The organism is Siccibacter turicensis LMG 23730 (assembly GCF_000463155.2).
GTDB lineage: Bacteria > Pseudomonadota > Gammaproteobacteria > Enterobacterales > Enterobacteriaceae > Siccibacter > Siccibacter turicensis.
Genome location: NZ_AWFZ01000028.1, coordinates 614,714 through 630,020, shown reverse-complemented (window position 1 = coordinate 630,020; position 15,307 = coordinate 614,714). Strand labels below are relative to the sequence as shown.

15 protein-coding genes are annotated in these 15,307 nt (G+C 60.7%); 6 read left to right on the top strand and 9 right to left on the bottom strand.

The window, feature by feature from the left end:
- Positions 1-61 precede the first annotated feature (61 nt).
- The 5 genes from potG (at position 62) to rlmC (ending at position 4,776) form a co-directional block, all read left to right on the top strand.
- The gene (gene potG, locus DW58_RS07315; RefSeq protein WP_029696433.1) at positions 62-1,195 is read left to right on the top strand and encodes a putrescine ABC transporter ATP-binding subunit PotG; all 1,134 of its coding nucleotides are present in this window, start codon (positions 62-64) and stop codon (positions 1,193-1,195) included.
- 9 nt (positions 1,196-1,204) lie between these two features.
- The gene (gene potH, locus DW58_RS07310; protein WP_024547757.1) at positions 1,205-2,170 is read left to right on the top strand and encodes a putrescine ABC transporter permease PotH; all 966 of its coding nucleotides are present in this window, start codon (positions 1,205-1,207) and stop codon (positions 2,168-2,170) included.
- Positions 2,167-3,012, top strand: coding sequence for a putrescine ABC transporter permease PotI (gene potI, locus DW58_RS07305; RefSeq protein WP_024547758.1), 846 nt, complete (start codon positions 2,167-2,169; stop codon positions 3,010-3,012). The genes potH and potI overlap by 4 nt, the downstream gene beginning before the upstream one ends.
- 112 nt (positions 3,013-3,124) lie before the next feature.
- Positions 3,125-3,598, top strand: a complete 474-nt coding sequence (locus tag DW58_RS07300) for a YbjO family protein (protein WP_024547759.1) — start codon at positions 3,125-3,127, stop codon at positions 3,596-3,598.
- Between the two features lie 50 nt (positions 3,599-3,648).
- Positions 3,649-4,776 (top strand): 23S rRNA (uracil(747)-C(5))-methyltransferase RlmC, encoded by a 1,128-nt coding sequence (gene rlmC, locus DW58_RS07295; RefSeq protein WP_024547760.1) that lies wholly within the window; start codon positions 3,649-3,651, stop codon positions 4,774-4,776.
- Positions 4,777-5,156: 380 nt separating this feature from the next.
- On the opposite strand, the gene DW58_RS07290 is transcribed toward rlmC, so the two are convergent.
- Genes DW58_RS07290 through DW58_RS07280 form a run of 3 tightly spaced genes read right to left on the bottom strand, consistent with a single transcriptional unit; the run spans position 5,157 to position 9,506 of the window.
- A complete protein-coding gene (locus DW58_RS07290; protein WP_024547761.1) occupies positions 5,157-6,347 on the bottom strand; it encodes a glycoside hydrolase family 88 protein in 1,191 nt (396 codons plus the stop codon).
- A gap of 23 nt (positions 6,348-6,370) precedes the next feature.
- Positions 6,371-7,639, bottom strand: coding sequence for an oligosaccharide MFS transporter (locus tag DW58_RS07285; RefSeq protein ID WP_024547762.1), 1,269 nt, complete (start codon positions 7,637-7,639; stop codon positions 6,371-6,373).
- A 34-nt stretch (positions 7,640-7,673) separates the two neighbouring features.
- Entirely contained in the window at positions 7,674-9,506 is a 1,833-nt protein-coding gene (locus tag DW58_RS07280; RefSeq protein ID WP_024547763.1) for a DUF2264 domain-containing protein, read from the bottom strand.
- A 214-nt stretch (positions 9,507-9,720) separates the two neighbouring features.
- Between DW58_RS07280 and DW58_RS07275 the strand changes: the two genes are divergently transcribed.
- Positions 9,721-10,605, top strand: coding sequence for a helix-turn-helix transcriptional regulator (locus tag DW58_RS07275; protein WP_024547764.1), 885 nt, complete (start codon positions 9,721-9,723; stop codon positions 10,603-10,605).
- Positions 10,606-10,649: 44 nt separating this feature from the next.
- Here DW58_RS07275 and artJ read toward each other — a convergent pair whose 3' ends face one another.
- From artJ to DW58_RS07245, 6 genes are all read right to left on the bottom strand, one after another.
- Positions 10,650-11,378, bottom strand: a complete 729-nt coding sequence (artJ, locus tag DW58_RS07270) for an arginine ABC transporter substrate-binding protein ArtJ (protein ID WP_024547765.1) — start codon at positions 11,376-11,378, stop codon at positions 10,650-10,652.
- Positions 11,379-11,645: 267 nt separating this feature from the next.
- On the bottom strand, positions 11,646-12,314 hold the full coding sequence (gene artM / locus DW58_RS07265) for an arginine ABC transporter permease ArtM (protein ID WP_024547766.1): 669 nt from the start codon (positions 12,312-12,314) through the stop codon (positions 11,646-11,648).
- Complete coding sequence (gene artQ / locus DW58_RS07260) at positions 12,314-13,030, bottom strand: arginine ABC transporter permease ArtQ (RefSeq protein ID WP_024547767.1); 717 nt, start codon at positions 13,028-13,030, stop codon at positions 12,314-12,316. Before artQ ends, artM begins: the two co-directional genes overlap by 1 nt.
- 8 nt (positions 13,031-13,038) lie before the next feature.
- Complete coding sequence (artI, locus tag DW58_RS07255; RefSeq protein ID WP_024547768.1) at positions 13,039-13,770, bottom strand: arginine ABC transporter substrate-binding protein ArtI; 732 nt, start codon at positions 13,768-13,770, stop codon at positions 13,039-13,041.
- 19 nt (positions 13,771-13,789) lie between these two features.
- Positions 13,790-14,518 (bottom strand): arginine ABC transporter ATP-binding protein ArtP, encoded by a 729-nt coding sequence (artP, locus tag DW58_RS07250; protein WP_024547769.1) that lies wholly within the window; start codon positions 14,516-14,518, stop codon positions 13,790-13,792.
- A gap of 212 nt (positions 14,519-14,730) precedes the next feature.
- Positions 14,731-15,264, bottom strand: a complete 534-nt coding sequence (locus tag DW58_RS07245; protein WP_024547770.1) for a lipoprotein — start codon at positions 15,262-15,264, stop codon at positions 14,731-14,733.
- Positions 15,265-15,307 lie beyond the last annotated feature (43 nt).

Here is a 15,307-nt window from a genome sequence, read left to right as displayed (position 1 = left end):
CTCTCATTTGTGCGGCAACCGGGCCGCACAGGTTTACCGCTTTTGCCGGAGATCACACCGAGTGAACGACGCTATTCCCCGCCCACAGGCGAAAAACCCGAAAGCGCTGACCCCGCTGCTGGAAATCCGCAACCTGACCAAATCCTTCGACGGCCAGCACGCCGTGGACGACGTCAGCTTGACCATCTATAAAGGCGAAATCTTTGCCCTGCTGGGCGCATCGGGCTGCGGGAAATCGACGCTGCTGCGCATGCTGGCAGGCTTTGAGCAGCCCACCGCCGGGCAGATTGTGCTCGACGGCGTCGATCTGGCGCACGTGCCGCCCTATCAGCGCCCGGTCAATATGATGTTCCAGTCCTACGCCCTGTTTCCCCATATGACGGTGGAGCAGAACATCGCTTTTGGTCTGAAGCAGGATCGGCTGCCGAAAGCCGACATCGCCGCGCGCGTCGCCGAGATGCTGAGCCTGGTCCACATGCAGGAGTTTGCAAAGCGTAAGCCGCACCAGCTCTCCGGCGGTCAGCGGCAGCGCGTGGCGCTGGCGCGCAGTCTTGCCAAGCGTCCCAAGCTGCTGCTGCTTGATGAGCCGATGGGCGCGCTGGATAAAAAACTGCGCGACCGGATGCAGCTTGAGGTGGTGGATATCCTGGAGCGCGTAGGCGCGACCTGCGTGATGGTGACCCACGATCAGGAAGAGGCCATGACCATGGCCGGGCGTATTGCCATCATGAACCGCGGCAAGTTCGTGCAGATTGGCGAACCGGAGGAGATCTACGAGCACCCGACCACCCGCTACAGCGCGGAGTTTATCGGCTCGGTCAACGTCTTCGAAGGGCTGCTGAAGGCGCGCGAGGAGGATGGTCTGGTGATTGACGCACCGGGGCTGATTCACCCGCTGAAGGTCGATCCCGATGCCTCGGTGATGGACAACGTGCCGGTCTTCGTGGCGCTGCGCCCGGAAAAAGTGATGCTGTGCGACGAGCCGCCGGCCGATGGCTACAACTTTGCCGTCGGCGAAGTGGTGCATATCGCCTACCTGGGCGACCTGTCGATCTACCACGTGCGCCTCAAGGGCGGGCAGATGATCAGCGCCCAGCTGCAAAACGACCACCGCTATCGCAAAGGCCAGCCGACCTGGGGCGATGAAGTGCGCCTGTGCTGGGATGCCGACAGCTGTGTGGTTCTTACCGTTTAAGGGGGCGCGATGAGTATCTTTGACCGTCATGACGCACCGCCGCCTGCCGCCCATCCGCCGGGTGGTATGCGGCTATGGCTGGCGCGCATACAGATGGCGCACGGCCGCAAGCTGGTGATCGCGCTGCCGTATCTGTGGCTGATCCTGCTGTTCCTGCTGCCGTTTCTTATCGTCTTTAAGATAAGCCTCGCGGAGATGGCGCGGGCGATACCGCCCTACACCAATCTGGTGGAGTGGGCCGACGGGCAGCTCAGCATCATGCTTAACCTCGGCAACTTCATTCAGCTCACCGACGATCCGCTCTACATTGAAGCCTATCTGCAGTCGCTGCAGGTGGCGGGCATCTCGACCCTGTGCTGCCTCGCGCTCGGCTATCCGCTGGCCTGGGCGGTGGCGCACAGCAAGCCGTCCACCCGGAATATCCTGCTGCTGCTGGTGATCCTGCCCTCCTGGACCTCCTTCCTGATCCGCGTGTACGCGTGGATGGGCATCCTGAAAAACAACGGTGTGCTGAACAACGTGCTGCTGTGGCTTGGGGTGATTGATGAGCCGCTGACCATTCTGCATACCAATCTCGCGGTCTATATCGGGATCGTCTACGCCTATCTGCCGTTTATGGTGCTGCCCATCTACACCGCGCTGACGCGCATTGACTATTCGCTGGTAGAGGCCTCGCTGGATCTCGGCGCTCGCCCGCTGAAAACCTTTTTCAGCGTCATCGTGCCGCTGACCAAGGGCGGGATTATCGCCGGCTCGATGCTGGTGTTTATCCCGGCGGTCGGGGAGTTTGTCATCCCCGAGCTGCTGGGCGGCCCGGACAGTATCATGATTGGCCGCGTGCTGTGGCAGGAGTTCTTCAACAACCGTGACTGGCCGGTGGCCTCGGCGGTCGCCATTGTCATGCTGCTGCTGCTGATTGTGCCGATCATGTGGTTCCACAAGCATCAGAACAAAACCGTGGGGGATAACGGATGAATAACTTACCGGTCGTGCGCTCCCCGTGGCGCACCCTGATTCTGGTGCTCGGTTTCACCTTCCTGTACGCGCCGATGCTAATGCTGGTGATCTACTCCTTTAACAGCTCGAAGCTGGTGACGGTGTGGGCCGGGTGGTCAACCCGCTGGTACAGCGAGCTCTTCCACGACACCGCCATGATGAGCGCGGTGGGGCTGAGCCTGACCATTGCCGCCTGTGCCGCCACCATGGCGGTGATACTCGGGACTATCGCGGCGGTGGTGATGGTGCGCTTCGGGCGCTTTCGCGGCGCCAACGGCTTTGCGTTTATGCTCACCGCCCCGCTGGTGATGCCGGATGTGATCACCGGGCTGTCGCTGCTGCTGCTGTTTGTCGCGCTCGGGCACGCCATCGGCTGGCCGGCGGAGCGCGGCATGCTCACCATCTGGCTGGCGCACGTCACCTTCTGTACCGCCTACGTGGCGGTGGTGATCAACTCGCGGCTGCGCGAGCTGGATCGCTCTATTGAAGAGGCGGCGATGGATCTGGGCGCGGCGCCCCTCAAGGTGTTCTTCGTTATCACCCTGCCGATGATCATGCCCGCGGTGGTTTCCGGCTGGCTGCTGGCGTTTACCCTGTCGCTGGACGACCTGGTGATCGCCAGTTTTGTCTCGGGGCCTGGCGCGACCACCTTGCCGATGCTGGTATTCTCCAGCGTGCGCATGGGGGTCAATCCGGAGATCAACGCCCTGGCCTCCATCATCCTTGGGGTGGTGGGCGTGATTGGTTTTATTGCGTGGTTGATCATGGCGCGCGCAGAAAAGCAGCGCCTGCGTGATATCCAGCGCGCAAAACATGGCTGAATCGCAGAAAGTCTGCAAATATGTGCAGTCGGGGCGGTAATTCGCCCCGATATCTCTCCCGGCGTAGAGACACCCAGGGTAATTCCGGCCTGGCTTAAGGGATGCACAACTCGTGGAATGGTTCAGTAAGCAACGTCAGTCACATGCCCGTATTAACGCTCCTGCGCTGGTGCAGGTGGCGGCTATTGCTATCATCTCAACCCGCTGTCTCGATCTCTTTATGCTGTTCAACATGCTCGGCGTGCGCGGGGTGTCCGATTTCGTTCACCGCAGCGTGCAGACCTGGAGCCTGACGCTGGTGTTCCTCGCCAGCCTGCTGCTGCTGTGCATCGAGTTTCGCTGCGCTTTCGTGATCATGAAAGGGCGTAACTGGGGACGCTGGATCTACATGGTGAGCCAGATTATCGCCGCCGGCTATCTGGGCGCGGCCTCGCTCGGCTTTGGCTACCCGGAACTGTTCAGCATCGCCGGCGAGACGCCGCGCGAGATTTTCACCTCCCTTATCATGCAAAAGCTGCCCGATATTCTGGTGGTGCTGCTGCTGTTTATGCCCGAAGAGAGCCGACGCTTTTTCCGGCTGCAGTAATGCCGCGACGTGCTAAAATCCCCGTCCGCTTTTTTGTTTAGGTTTTTGCTATGCACTGCGCACTCTATGACGCCGGGCGCTGCCGTTCCTGTCAGTGGATTGAACAGCCGATGGAGGCCCAACTCGCCGCCAAAATGAACGACCTGCATCAGCTGCTGGCTGAGGTGCCGGTGGACCAGTGGTGCGCGCCGGTCAGCGGGCCGGAACAGGCGTTTCGCAACAAGGCGAAAATGGTGGTCAGCGGCAGCGTGGAGAAACCGCTGTTCGGTATGCTGCACCGCGACGGGACGCCGGTGGATCTCACCGACTGCCCGCTCTATCCGGCCTCGTTTGCCCCGGTGTTTGCCGCCCTGAAACCCTTTATCGCCCGCGCCGGCCTGACGCCCTACAACGTGGCGCGCAAGCGCGGCGAGCTGAAGTATCTGCTGCTCACCGAAAGCCAGCAGGATGGCGGGATGATGCTGCGCGTTGTGCTGCGCTCTGAGGCAAAGCTTGAGCAGCTGCGCGCCGCGCTGCCGGGGCTACAGGCCGAACTGCCGCAGCTCAGGGTGATTACCGCGAATATTCAGCCGGTGCATATGGCGATCATGGAGGGCGAGCAGGAGATCTGGCTCACCGAACAGCGCTCGCTGGCCGAAAACTTCAACGGGGTGCCGCTGTGGATCCGGCCCCAGAGCTTCTTTCAGACCAACCCGGTGGTGGCCGCTGCGCTGTACGCCACGGCACGCGACTGGGTGCGGGCGCTGCCGGTGAAGCACATGTGGGATCTGTTCTGCGGGGTGGGGGGCTTTGGTCTGCACTGCGCCACGTCGGAAATGCGGCTGACCGGCATCGAGATTGCGCCAGAGGCCATCGCAAGCGCAACCCAGTCGGCAGCCATGCTGGGCCTGCACGATGTGCACTTCCAGGCGCTGGACTCCACGCAGTTTGCCACCGCGCAGGACGCGACGCCGGACCTGGTGGTGGTTAACCCGCCGCGCCGCGGCATTGGCCGTGCGCTGTGCGAATACCTCAACCGCATGGCACCGCCCTACATCCTCTACTCCAGCTGCAATGCCCGCAGCATGGCCGACGATATCGACCACTTGCCCGACTATCAGGCGGTGCGCGTGCAGCTGTTCGATATGTTCCCGCACACTGCGCACTACGAAGTGCTGACGCTGCTGGTACGGCGCTAATCCGTAGGTGCAAGGTAAACGGCGGGTGCGCAAGATTACCCGGTCTGGAACTACCACCATGAACGGATAAGCCGAAGCGTGGATCCCTCCGGCATCAAAACCGCCGCGGCGCAGGCGTTGAGTCCGGGCTGGCGGTCGGGAACCGCCAGAGGGCGCGAGCCCCGGGATGGGGTATCGCGCCCGACCGGAGCGAAACGCCGGAGGCAAGGGAAGCCCGCAGGGCCGGTTTTTTGGCCGGGAGCCGGGATTGCGAAGGGGGCGGCGGCGAGCCACCTTTGCCCGTTCACGGGCGCCCTGAGTAACAGGGAAGTGCGGTGTCCCGGTGAACGGAACCTTGCCCGACAGACATAAACCGCTCATCTTGCCATCGCGCCCATCCCCTACCAGTAACGCTTCCACACCCCCGTCATCCGCATCAGGGCTTCCACGTAGAAGTAATCCCCCCAGCTACAGCACTCGTCCACGCCTTTGTTGCTCGCCAGATGGTAGACGCTGTGCTTCAGCAGCCCGGTGCCGCTGTCGTCCGGCGTAATCAGGTAGTCGCGGTTAAGCGAATCCATAATATGCTCCGCCCACTGCTGGTAGGTATCACGATCCGGGTCGGTAACCGGCAGGTGGCTGACCAACTCCAGCAGGCCGCACACCGCGATGGCCGCTGATGAGGAATCGCGCAGCGCGTCGGTTCCGAGCAGCGCCAGATCCCAGTGGCAGACGCCATCCTCCGGCAGACGGTTGAGGAAGTAGTTCGCCACCTTCTTCGACAGCGTCACCATCTCCTTGTCGCCGGTATAGATAAAGCTCAGCAGGAAGCCATAGATGCCCCACGCCTGGCCGCGCGACCAGCAGGAGTCATCGGCGTAGCCCTGCTGGGTGTTGCCGAAGCGCGCCTCACCGCTGACCGGGTCCATGTAGTAGGTGTGCCAGGATGAGGCGTCCGGGCGCACCAGATAGCGCGCTGCCTGGCGCACGTGCGCTTTTGCCACCTCGGCGAAGCGCGGATCGCCGGTCTGCTCGCTGGCCCAGTAGAGCAGCGGCAGGTTCATGTTGCAGTCGATGATCATGCGCCCCGCCTGCTCGGGATCGTCGAGGTTGCCCCAGGCCTGAATAATCTGCGCCTTCGGGTGATAGCGCTCCAGCAGCGCCTCGGCGGCGAGCAGCGCAAAGCCACGCGCCTCGCGGTTACCGTTCAGCCGCCAGTCCGCCACGCAGGAGAGGGTATAGAGAAACCCCAGGTCGTGGGTGTTGGTGTCATGGCGGCCGGCGATGCGCAGCCCGAACGAGCGCACCTGTTTCTGCGCGGCGCGGCGGAAGGTTTCATCCCCGGACATCTCCCAGGCCAGCCACATCTGCCCGGTCCAGAAGCTGGTGGTCCACTCGACGTTGTCGGTCAGCGGATAGCGCCCCTCCTTGCAGGTTTCCGCCGGGAATTTATCCCCGAAGATCGCCAGGTTGCCCTTCAGGCGCTCCAGCACATAGCGACGAGTGGTCAGCAGCGTCTCGTGCCGCGCGGTGCGTGCATTACCGGACGCGGGCGGGGGCGTGAGAGGCTCGTAAGCGATATCGTGCAGCATGGTCTGCTCCTTTTGCTGGCAGGTTAGTTCTTCACCGGTTCGGCATGTTCAGGTTCGACGTAGCTCCCGTCGCGTTTGCTCTGGCACGCCGACAGGGTAAAGGCCGAAATCAGGGTAAAGGTGAGGGCAATGGCACCCATCAGAATGTAGGTCTGCTCGAAGCCGATGCGGTCATAGAGGTAGCCCGCCGGGGAGGAGATCACCACGTTACCGACGTAGAGCATCGCCTGATAGCCGAGCAGATACATGGTGGCATTGACGCGCTTGTCGAAATGCTCGGCGATGTATTTGAACACCGACACCAGCAGCAGGCAGATCTCCAGCCCGTAGAGCGGTTTGAGCACCGAAATCAGCAGGTGCGAGTCGCACACGCCGGAGATAATCAGGCGCGCGCCCACCACCAGCCCGACGATCAGCAGCCCTTTTTTGGCCCCGACGTAGTTCACGAACAGCGGGATCACCATGTACATCAGGAACTCCATCCCGGACTGCACGGTGCCGAGATAGCCGAACACCGCGTTGCCCTGCTGTACGTCGTCAAAGAAGGTGACGAAGTAGCGGGAGAACTGCTGCTCGGCGATAAACATCATCCAGGCAACCCCCGCCACGTAGAGGCAGAAGGCCCAGAATTTGCGGCTGCGCATCAGCTCCACCACATCGCTGAACACAATTTTCTGCTTCGACAGCACCTCACTGGCATTGGCGGTGTGGGCATTAACCTTGAGGCTCAGCAGCACGATCAGCATCACCACCGAGGTGACGCTGCCAAGAATAAAGTTCCAGGCCGGGGAGAGGTTGAACAGCAGGCCGGAGAACGAGGACGCCACCGCCCAGCCAAGGGAGCCCCACATGCGGATTTGACCAAACTCCATGCCGTTGAGCCGGCTGTAGCGGTCGGTGTAGGACTCGCAGGCCGCGACCCCGGCGTACCAGGCGAAGCTCAGGTAGATTGCCCCGACGATGATCCCCAGCATGGTGTGGGAGATAAGCAGCGGCTGGTAGACGTAGATAAAGAACGGCGCCATCAGCGCAGACATGCCCACCACGAAGTAGAGCAGGTACTTGCTCATGCCGATCTTATCGAGGATGTAGCCGTAGATTGGCTTTAAGATCACCGAAAAGATGCCGTTGACCGCAAACACCGTACCGATCACCGACCCGCTCAGGTTGGTTTTTTGCCCCAGCCAGATGGCGAGCAGACCGATGCTCGCCGACCAGGTGAAGAAATAGAGGAAGATAAAGGTACTGATCTTGAAATATTCTTTTTTGTTTGCCGCAGTAATATTTTTCATACGGGCCTCGCCAGAGAGAAGGATGGTCTTGCTATCAAAGGGAAATCATCGTTTCGCGGCCGTCCAGCGTGACGCACAGGGCATCGGCGCTGCGCGTCAGCCGCGGTGCCGCGGACGGTAAAATCGGTGCCGTCACGCCTGCCGCCACCGCGCAGCACAGCCAGTGCACGCCGGGCTGAAGGTCAACGCGCAGGTGCGGAATGACGGCGCATTCGGCAAACATGATGCTGCTGTTAGGAGGCGTGACCACGTGGCCCGCCGCGCGCGGCGTCGGATCAGCGAGATCGACGATGCAGCTGCTGCCAATCGCGCTGGTAATCAGCGTCGCACCGGGGCGTTCATCCACCTCCGTGACGCCCGGCTGGTGGATGGCCGCGAACCCGCCTTCAACGCTGTCGAGCGCCCGCGCGCTGTCGATGCGGTGCACCCGCACGTGCCAGTCGCCGCAGGGGATAAGCCAGGTTGAAACATGCACGTCGTGCCAGGGGGACCAGTGCGACAGAATGTGGGTGTCGGTGGTCTGAACGCTGTCGCACCCGCGTCGCCCGCGGTAGTAGCCGTCGTGCTCGCTCAGCAGCAGCATCGAATCGCAGGCGGCATGCCTGATGCCGTAGCGCCCGCGCTCAAGGGTGAACCCGAACACCGAGGAGTAGGCGAATTTGGTGTATTTCGCCTCGGTGTTGACGTAGTTGTTCAGCTCCAGCTGTCCGGAGGTCAGTAGCCAGGCGTGCCGGGAGGCTTCGCTGTGAACCAGCAGCTGATCGGCGGCCTTAATAGCGCGAGTGCGTGGCAGCGTGGGCAGCGGCTGCTCCTCGGCCTGCCAGAACGAATGCGATTCCGGCAGGGCAAGGATCAAAAAGGTTTTCAGCGCCCAGTACGGCGAGCCGGGGGAGTTGTAGTCCTCGCACATCACCAGATTGGGGCAGGCATAGCCGAGGGTCAGGATACCGTCGCGGTCAAGGATCGGTTTGTCGAACCACCAGCGCAGGTGCCGCAGCACAATGCCCTTCACCACGCCGGGAGAGAACCCCTCAAGACCGGCGAACGCGGCGGCGCTCCAGAAGGCGACCATCGCAAAGCGGTACGTGAGGCTGCGCCCGAACGGGATCGAGGCGCCGTCGGTGGCCGAGAAGTAGATAAAGTCGGCGGCAAACAGGCTGGCGCGGCTGCGCAGGGTAACGGCGCGCTCGGGGTCGTCATCGGCCATCAGGGTGGCGTAGAGCAGGCCGTAGAAGTGGAACGCCATTGAGATATAGTAATCTTTAGGCCGTCCCGGACCGTCGGAATACCAGCCGTCGCCCAGATAGTAGGCCTCCATCATCGCGAAACGGCGTTCAATCGCCTCACGCTTCCACGGCAGTCCGGCGCGCTTAAAGCCCAGCTGCACCAGAATCGCAAAGTAGTTCCAGTTGCTGTCCGGCATCTGCGCGTCGTCGATCTGGCTCAGCCAGGTAAACAGGTTCTCCCGTTCACGGGCGGAGAAGTGACGCGTCAGCCTGCCGTCAAGCAGCGCCAGGCCATAGCCGTAGGCCGCCATCTCGACCAGCCGCTGATCGTACGGGCCGGTGTTGCCCCAGTAGCCGGGGTGCTGCGGATCGGTACCGGCGCGGATCGCGCTGAGGTATTTCTCCGCCTCCGGCAGCGTATCGCCCCCGGCGAGCAGCGGGAAGACGCCCCACAGTGCCCGCGACAGCCCTTCCATGCGGGCGATCTCCGGCCCGTAATGGGCGCAGGTGTCACCGAGCGTGATACCGGTAGCGCCCGCGTCAAACTGTGCGTCAAGCGCCCGCAGCAGCAGGGTGAGCTGGTCTGCCACCTGCTGGCGGGTGGTCAATGGATTTGCGTTTTTCGCCTGCCCGTTAGCCATACTGTGCCTCTTCGTTCCTTGCTCTGCCGCCCGCCAGCGGCACGAATGCCGCGTGTGCCGGACGATGAATGGCAATGAGAATAGGCAACGGAGCCGGGGCGCAAATGTTAGCTGCGTCACAGGGCGCAACATTAAACAGCACGTTGTTCAGGAAAATTTAAAACTATGGTTTATAACTCGTCGGGTAGAGCCAAAAATTGAAAATGGTTGTCCTGTGAAAAACCCCTGCGAAAAATCTCTGCTGGAGCCGATTCCGCTGAACGACACCATTCTGTCGTTCAGTCGGCTGTTCGCCAATTCAATTCGCTATCATCACTGGCATCAATGCCTTGAGCTGCTGTACGTCGAGGAGGGAGCCGGGGTGGCGATCGTCGATAACCAGCACTACACCATGCGGCCAGGGCGGCTGTTTCTGTTCCCGCCGCTGTCGCTGCACAAAGTGATGGTGGAAGAGGCGGCGCGCGACCGCTACCGGCGCACGGTGATTCACCTTGATCCGCACGCTATGGACCGCCTGCTGACGCCGTTCCCCCGGCGTCAGGCGCGTTTCGCCGCCCTGAGCCAGCGCGGCAGCCGGGCGCAGGTGTACGACCTGGCGGCGGTTCACCCGCATATTGATCACGTTTTTGCCCACTATGAGCCGCTGCTCAATCGCGGGCAGTGCGAGGACGAGCACGTCGCCTGTTTTATTCTCCAGCTGCTCACCCTGCTGCCCGAAAGCGCCTCCGAAGCACCGCGCACCAGCGCGACCCTGTCGACGCAGGTGATGTACTGGGTGGAGGAGCACTACGGACGCAAGTTCAAGCTGGCGGAGATGGCGCAGGAGCTGAACCGCTCGGCGAGCTATCTGTCGCGGCGCTTTCAGCAGGAGACGGGAGAGCAAATTCACGACTATCTCACCAGCTTTCGCCTGCGCAAAGCGTGCGAGATGCTGCGCCACGAGTGTCCCTGGAGCATCAGCGACATCGCGCAGCGGGTCGGGTTTTCTGATACCACCTATTTCATTAGCTGTTTTAAGAAGCGGCTGGGCGAGACGCCGTTGCAGTATCGCAAGCAGCTGCGTCAGGCGGGAAATGCAGGGGCGTTACAAACGTCGTAGCAGTGCGAGCAGCGCCAACACAGACGCTGCTCGCGGAGAGGGGGTTACTGCGGGAACCACTGGTCGTTGATTTTTTTCAGGGTGCCGTCAGCTTTGATGGCTTCCAGCGCGTCGTTAAGCTTTTTCAGCAGCGCAATGTTGTCCGGACGCACGGCGATACCCAGCCCGGTGCCGAAGTATTGCGGATCGGTCACTTTATCCGTGGCGGTACCCAGCTGCGGGTTCGTTTTCAGCCACTCATTGACCACGGCGGTGTCGCCGAACACGCCGTCAAGACGACCGCTTTTCAGATCGATAATGGCGTTCTGGTAGCTGTCATAGGCCACGGTTTTCACTTCCGGGTGCTTGTCCTGGAGGTACTTCTGGTGGGTGGTGCCGTTTTCCATACCGATACGCTTGCCTTTCAGCTGATCGAACGAGGTGTAGGCGCCTTTCTTCGCAATCACCACCGCGGAGTTGGCATAGTAAGGGGTGGTAAAGGCCACCTGCTTGCTGCGCTCCGGCGTGATGTCCATCCCGGAGATCACCGCATCGTATTTTTTGAATTTGAGGGCCGGGATCAGGCTGTCGAACGCCTGGTTGGTGAAGGTGCACTCGGCCTGCATTTGTTTGCATAATGCTTTGGCCAGATCGATATCAAAACCGACGATCTGATTGCTGGCGTCGAGGGATTCAAACGGCGGGTAGGTCGCCGAAGCGGCGAAGCTGATTTTATCCGCAGCCGTGGCGCTAAAGGCGCTGGCAAGTAAAGCGACCAGTACTAACTTTTTCATTTCTGAGGCTCCCGTCTGTCACACTTATTATTATCGCCATCAAGCGGCATGGGCTTACCTTGCCACTATGTGAATTTATATGCAATAAAAATGTATAAGTATTTGCTTTGATGCCGGACCGATCCACACCCTGGCTTCTGTATAATTTTTGAATAGGGGGCACGACTTATCCATGCCAGCGGCTGAAGCGGCGTGACATACAGAGGAAGGGTTGAACGTGGAAAGCGCAGCGCACCCGAGGTTCAGGCACGCTGCGACAGAAGGGGATTAACTGCGATGCTCAAACGCCAGCGCGCGGCGCTCGATAAGGCGCATCATCAAGGTGAGCAGGCCGTTAACCACCAGGTAGATCAGGCCGGCTGCGCCAAACACCATCACATCGTAGGTCCGTCCATAGAGCAGCTGCCCGTAACCCATCACTTCCATCAGCGTAATGGTATAGGCGAGCGACGTGCTCTTAAACACCAGCACCACTTCGTTGGAGTAGGAGGAGAGCGCGCGCTTGAAGGCGTAAGGCAGCAGGATCGCGAGGGTATCCTTTTTGCTCATCCCAAGCGCGCCGCAGGACTGCCACTGACCGTCAGGGATGGCGCGGATCGCCCCGTAAAACAGCTGGGTGGTATAGGCCGCGCTGTTCAGGGAGAGCGCAATCAGCGCGCAGAGCCAGGGCTCAGACAGCAGGTGCCACAGCCAGGGCACCTGTTGCAGCGACGGGAACTGCCCCGGACCGTAATAGATCAGGAAGATCTGCACCAGCAGCGGGGTGCCGGTAAACAGCGTGATGTAGCCGCGCACGATCCATACCAGCACCGGCGTTTTCAGGGTCAGCACGATGGTGAACAGCAGCGAGAGCACCAGCGCCACGGCGATAGAAGCCGCGGTCAGCGTCAGGCTGGTTTGCAGCCCCTTCAGGAGTTCGGGTAAATAGTCGAGCATCAGCCGGGTCTCCGTTCAAAACGCGTGGCGCGTTGGTCAATGCGTTTCAGGACGTACTGGCTGAGCAGGGTAATCACCAGATAGATGGCGGCCGCGATAATGTACCAGGTGAACGGCTCCTGGGTGCGGGTGGCAATGCTGCGGGTTTGCAGCATCAGGTCGTTAACGCTGATAAGCGACACCAGCGCGGTATCCTTCAGCAGCACCAGCCACTGGTTTCCCAGTCCCGGCAACGCATGACGCCACATCTGCGGCATCACCAGCCGAAAGAAGATCGCCGCTTTCGACAGGCCCAGCGCCTGGCCGGATTCCCACTGGCCAAGCGGCACCGCCTTGAGCGCGCCGCGCAGGGTCTGGGAGGCATACGCCGCGTACAGCAGCGACAGCGCAATCACCCCGCACAGGAACGGACTGACGTCGAAGTTCTCAATCTGCATCTGTATCGGGATCTGCACGATGCCGAGGTTGAGGGTAAACCCGTCAGACAGCACCAGCAGAAGCTGTGAGGCGCCGAAGTAGATAAACAGCACCACCAGAATTTCCGGCAGGCCGCGCAGCAGAGTGACGATGCCGGTGCCAATCCAGGCCACCGGACGCCAGGTCGCGGATTCCCAGACGGCAAACAGCATCGCCAGCGCGAGGCCGATGACCAGGGCGCAAACCGCAAGGCCGACGGTCATCCCGGCGGCGCTTGCTAATGGAAACATTTCGTTCATTCAGATACTTACTTCTGGAACCATTTTTTATAGATCGCGTCGTAGGTGCCGTCCTGCTTCACTTTCTCCAGTGCAGTGTTGAATTTCTGCTGAAGCTCGGTGTTGCCCTGACGTACGGCGATGCCCAGACCGGTGCCGAAGTAGTCTTTATCGGTGACTTTATCACCCACGGCGGCCAGCTTGTCGTTGGCTTTCAGCCACTCGGTTACCACTGCCGTGTCGCCAAATACCGCATCAATACGGCCGTTTTGCAGGTCCAGACGCGCGTTCTGGTAGCTGTCATAGGAGACCGTCGTGATTTCCGGGTGCTTATCGGTGATGAATTTCTGGTGGGTGGTGCCGTTCTGCACGCCCACTTTCTTGCCTTTCAGCTGATCGATGCTGGTGAATTTACCCTGCTGGCCGATAAACAGCGCCGAGTTATCGTAGTAAGGTTTCGAGAACAGCACCTGCTTTTCACGCTCCGGCGTGATGTCCATCCCGGCCATGACCGCGTCGAAACGGCGGAACTTCAGGCTCGGGATCAGGCTGTCGAACGCCTGGTTGGTAAAGGTACAGGTCGCATCGATCTCTTTGCACAGCGCGTTAGCCAGATCCACGTCGAAGCCGACGATCTTGTTGTTCGCGTCCATGGATTCAAACGGAGGGTAGGAGGCTTCGGTTGCAAAGCGGATGGTCTGCGCAGCGGTGGCAGACAGGCTGAAGCTTACGATCAGTGCGGCAAGCAGAACTTTTTTCATTGTTATTTCCCGATAGACATCAGTGAGATAAGTAGTTTTTAAACGCGTCGGTCTGCGGACTGGTAAAGCAGTTCGCACCACCTTGTTCAACGATATGGCCATTTTCCATATACACCACGCGGCTTGCTGTTTTGCGCGCCACTTCCACTTCATGTGTCACGATGACCTGAGTAATACCGGTTTGCGAGAGTTCGCGGATAATGCTGACAACCTGGGCGGTGATCTCAGGATCGAGCGCCGCGGTGGGTTCATCAAACAGCAGCACCTGCGGTTCCATCATCAGCGCCCGGGCAATCGCCACGCGCTGCTGCTGGCCACCGGAGAGGTGCAGCGGAAAACGATCGCTGAACGCGGTCAGGCGCAGACGCTCCAGCAGCTTTGCCGCGCGCTCGCGGGCGGCGTCTTTGGTCAGACCCAGCACGCGGCAGGGCGCTTCAATCAGGTTTTGCAGCACCGTCAGGTGCGGCCAGAGGTTGTACTGCTGAAACACCATGCCCACGTTCTGGCGCAGCTCGCGGATCGCGCTGTCAGACGGCGTTTTTGAGAAATCGAACTGGGTACCGGCGATACGCAGCGTACCGGAACGCGGCATCTCCAGCAGGTTGAGTACCCGCAGCAGGGAGCTTTTACCCGCGCCGCTCGGACCAAGCAGCACCAGCGTTTCGCCCTGAGGGCATTCGAGGTTGATATCAAACAGCGCCTGATGCGCGCCGTAGAAGCAGTTAATGCCGTGTAATTGAATACTCATGCGAAACAGTCGAATAGCTATTGAGGCCGCAAATAGTAACGTTGGCAGAATAGTTATGCAATATTTCTGCGTCAAAACCTATAAACAACGCACGTATAGTAATAAAGCTAGCACAAACCGTGGCGGCGGAGGGGCGGCGGGCATAAATATCGGCAATGCGGGTCGATTGCCAGACTATTTACGGGCCGCGGCTTCCGCCGCTGCGGCCGCGCTTAGCTGCCGCGTTTTTCCAGCGACTGGCGCAGCGTGCCCGCCGGCGCATGGGCCGCGCCGCCCAGGTAGCGTACGTCGTCCACCACCCAGCACTGGCCTTCGCGAATCATCAGCACTTCATCCACCCAGCGCTGGTCGCCCTGAGATTGTTCGATGCGCAGCGGGATATTGCGCGCGTCGGTGTTCGGGATGCGCGAGCTGCTGGCGACCGCAACGCTGTCGGGCGTGGTGGCGCGGCTGGAGAAGATATCCCCCTTCAGGAATACCGCCTGCTCAGGATGGGTCTGGTTCGCTTTCTGCAGCGTCTGCCACAGGGAGTCGCTCAGGTACGGGCGCAGTGCCGACACGTCCCCGGCGTTCTGGCCGCGGTGCTGAATACGGTAGTCATAGAACTGCTGTGCCACGCTGTCCGGGCCGCCGTCAACGCACGGGCCGCTGCGGGTGCCGATATCCTTAAACGCGGGAGTCACGGCGGTGCAGGCGCTCAGAGCCAGGGCGCACGGCACAAGTAAGGTCTTAGCAATGTGGCGCATTTTTTATTTCCTTATTTGTCTACTACGGTTCTTGTCAGAGGAC

What these genes read in the sequence shown, in the direction of transcription:
- artM (WP_024547766.1), bottom strand. Translation starts at nt 12,314, where the DNA reads ATGCTCGACTATTTACCCGAACTCCTGAAGGGGCTGCAAACCAGCCTG.
- artP (WP_024547769.1), bottom strand. Translation starts at nt 14,518, where the DNA reads ATGAGTATTCAATTACACGGCATTAACTGCTTCTACGGCGCGCATCAG.
- DW58_RS07245 (WP_024547770.1), bottom strand. Translation starts at nt 15,264, where the DNA reads ATGCGCCACATTGCTAAGACCTTACTTGTGCCGTGCGCCCTGGCTCTG.
- artJ (WP_024547765.1), bottom strand. Translation starts at nt 11,378, where the DNA reads ATGAAAAAGTTAGTACTGGTCGCTTTACTTGCCAGCGCCTTTAGCGCC.
- artQ (WP_024547767.1), bottom strand. Translation starts at nt 13,030, where the DNA reads ATGAACGAAATGTTTCCATTAGCAAGCGCCGCCGGGATGACCGTCGGC.
- potH (WP_024547757.1), top strand. Translation starts at nt 1,205, where the DNA reads ATGAGTATCTTTGACCGTCATGACGCACCGCCGCCTGCCGCCCATCCG.
- potI (WP_024547758.1), top strand. Translation starts at nt 2,167, where the DNA reads ATGAATAACTTACCGGTCGTGCGCTCCCCGTGGCGCACCCTGATTCTG.
- DW58_RS07280 (WP_024547763.1), bottom strand. Translation starts at nt 9,506, where the DNA reads ATGGCTAACGGGCAGGCGAAAAACGCAAATCCATTGACCACCCGCCAG.
- artI (WP_024547768.1), bottom strand. Translation starts at nt 13,770, where the DNA reads ATGAAAAAAGTTCTGCTTGCCGCACTGATCGTAAGCTTCAGCCTGTCT.
- DW58_RS07290 (WP_024547761.1), bottom strand. Translation starts at nt 6,347, where the DNA reads ATGCTGCACGATATCGCTTACGAGCCTCTCACGCCCCCGCCCGCGTCC.
- DW58_RS07285 (WP_024547762.1), bottom strand. Translation starts at nt 7,639, where the DNA reads ATGAAAAATATTACTGCGGCAAACAAAAAAGAATATTTCAAGATCAGT.
- rlmC (WP_024547760.1), top strand. Translation starts at nt 3,649, where the DNA reads ATGCACTGCGCACTCTATGACGCCGGGCGCTGCCGTTCCTGTCAGTGG.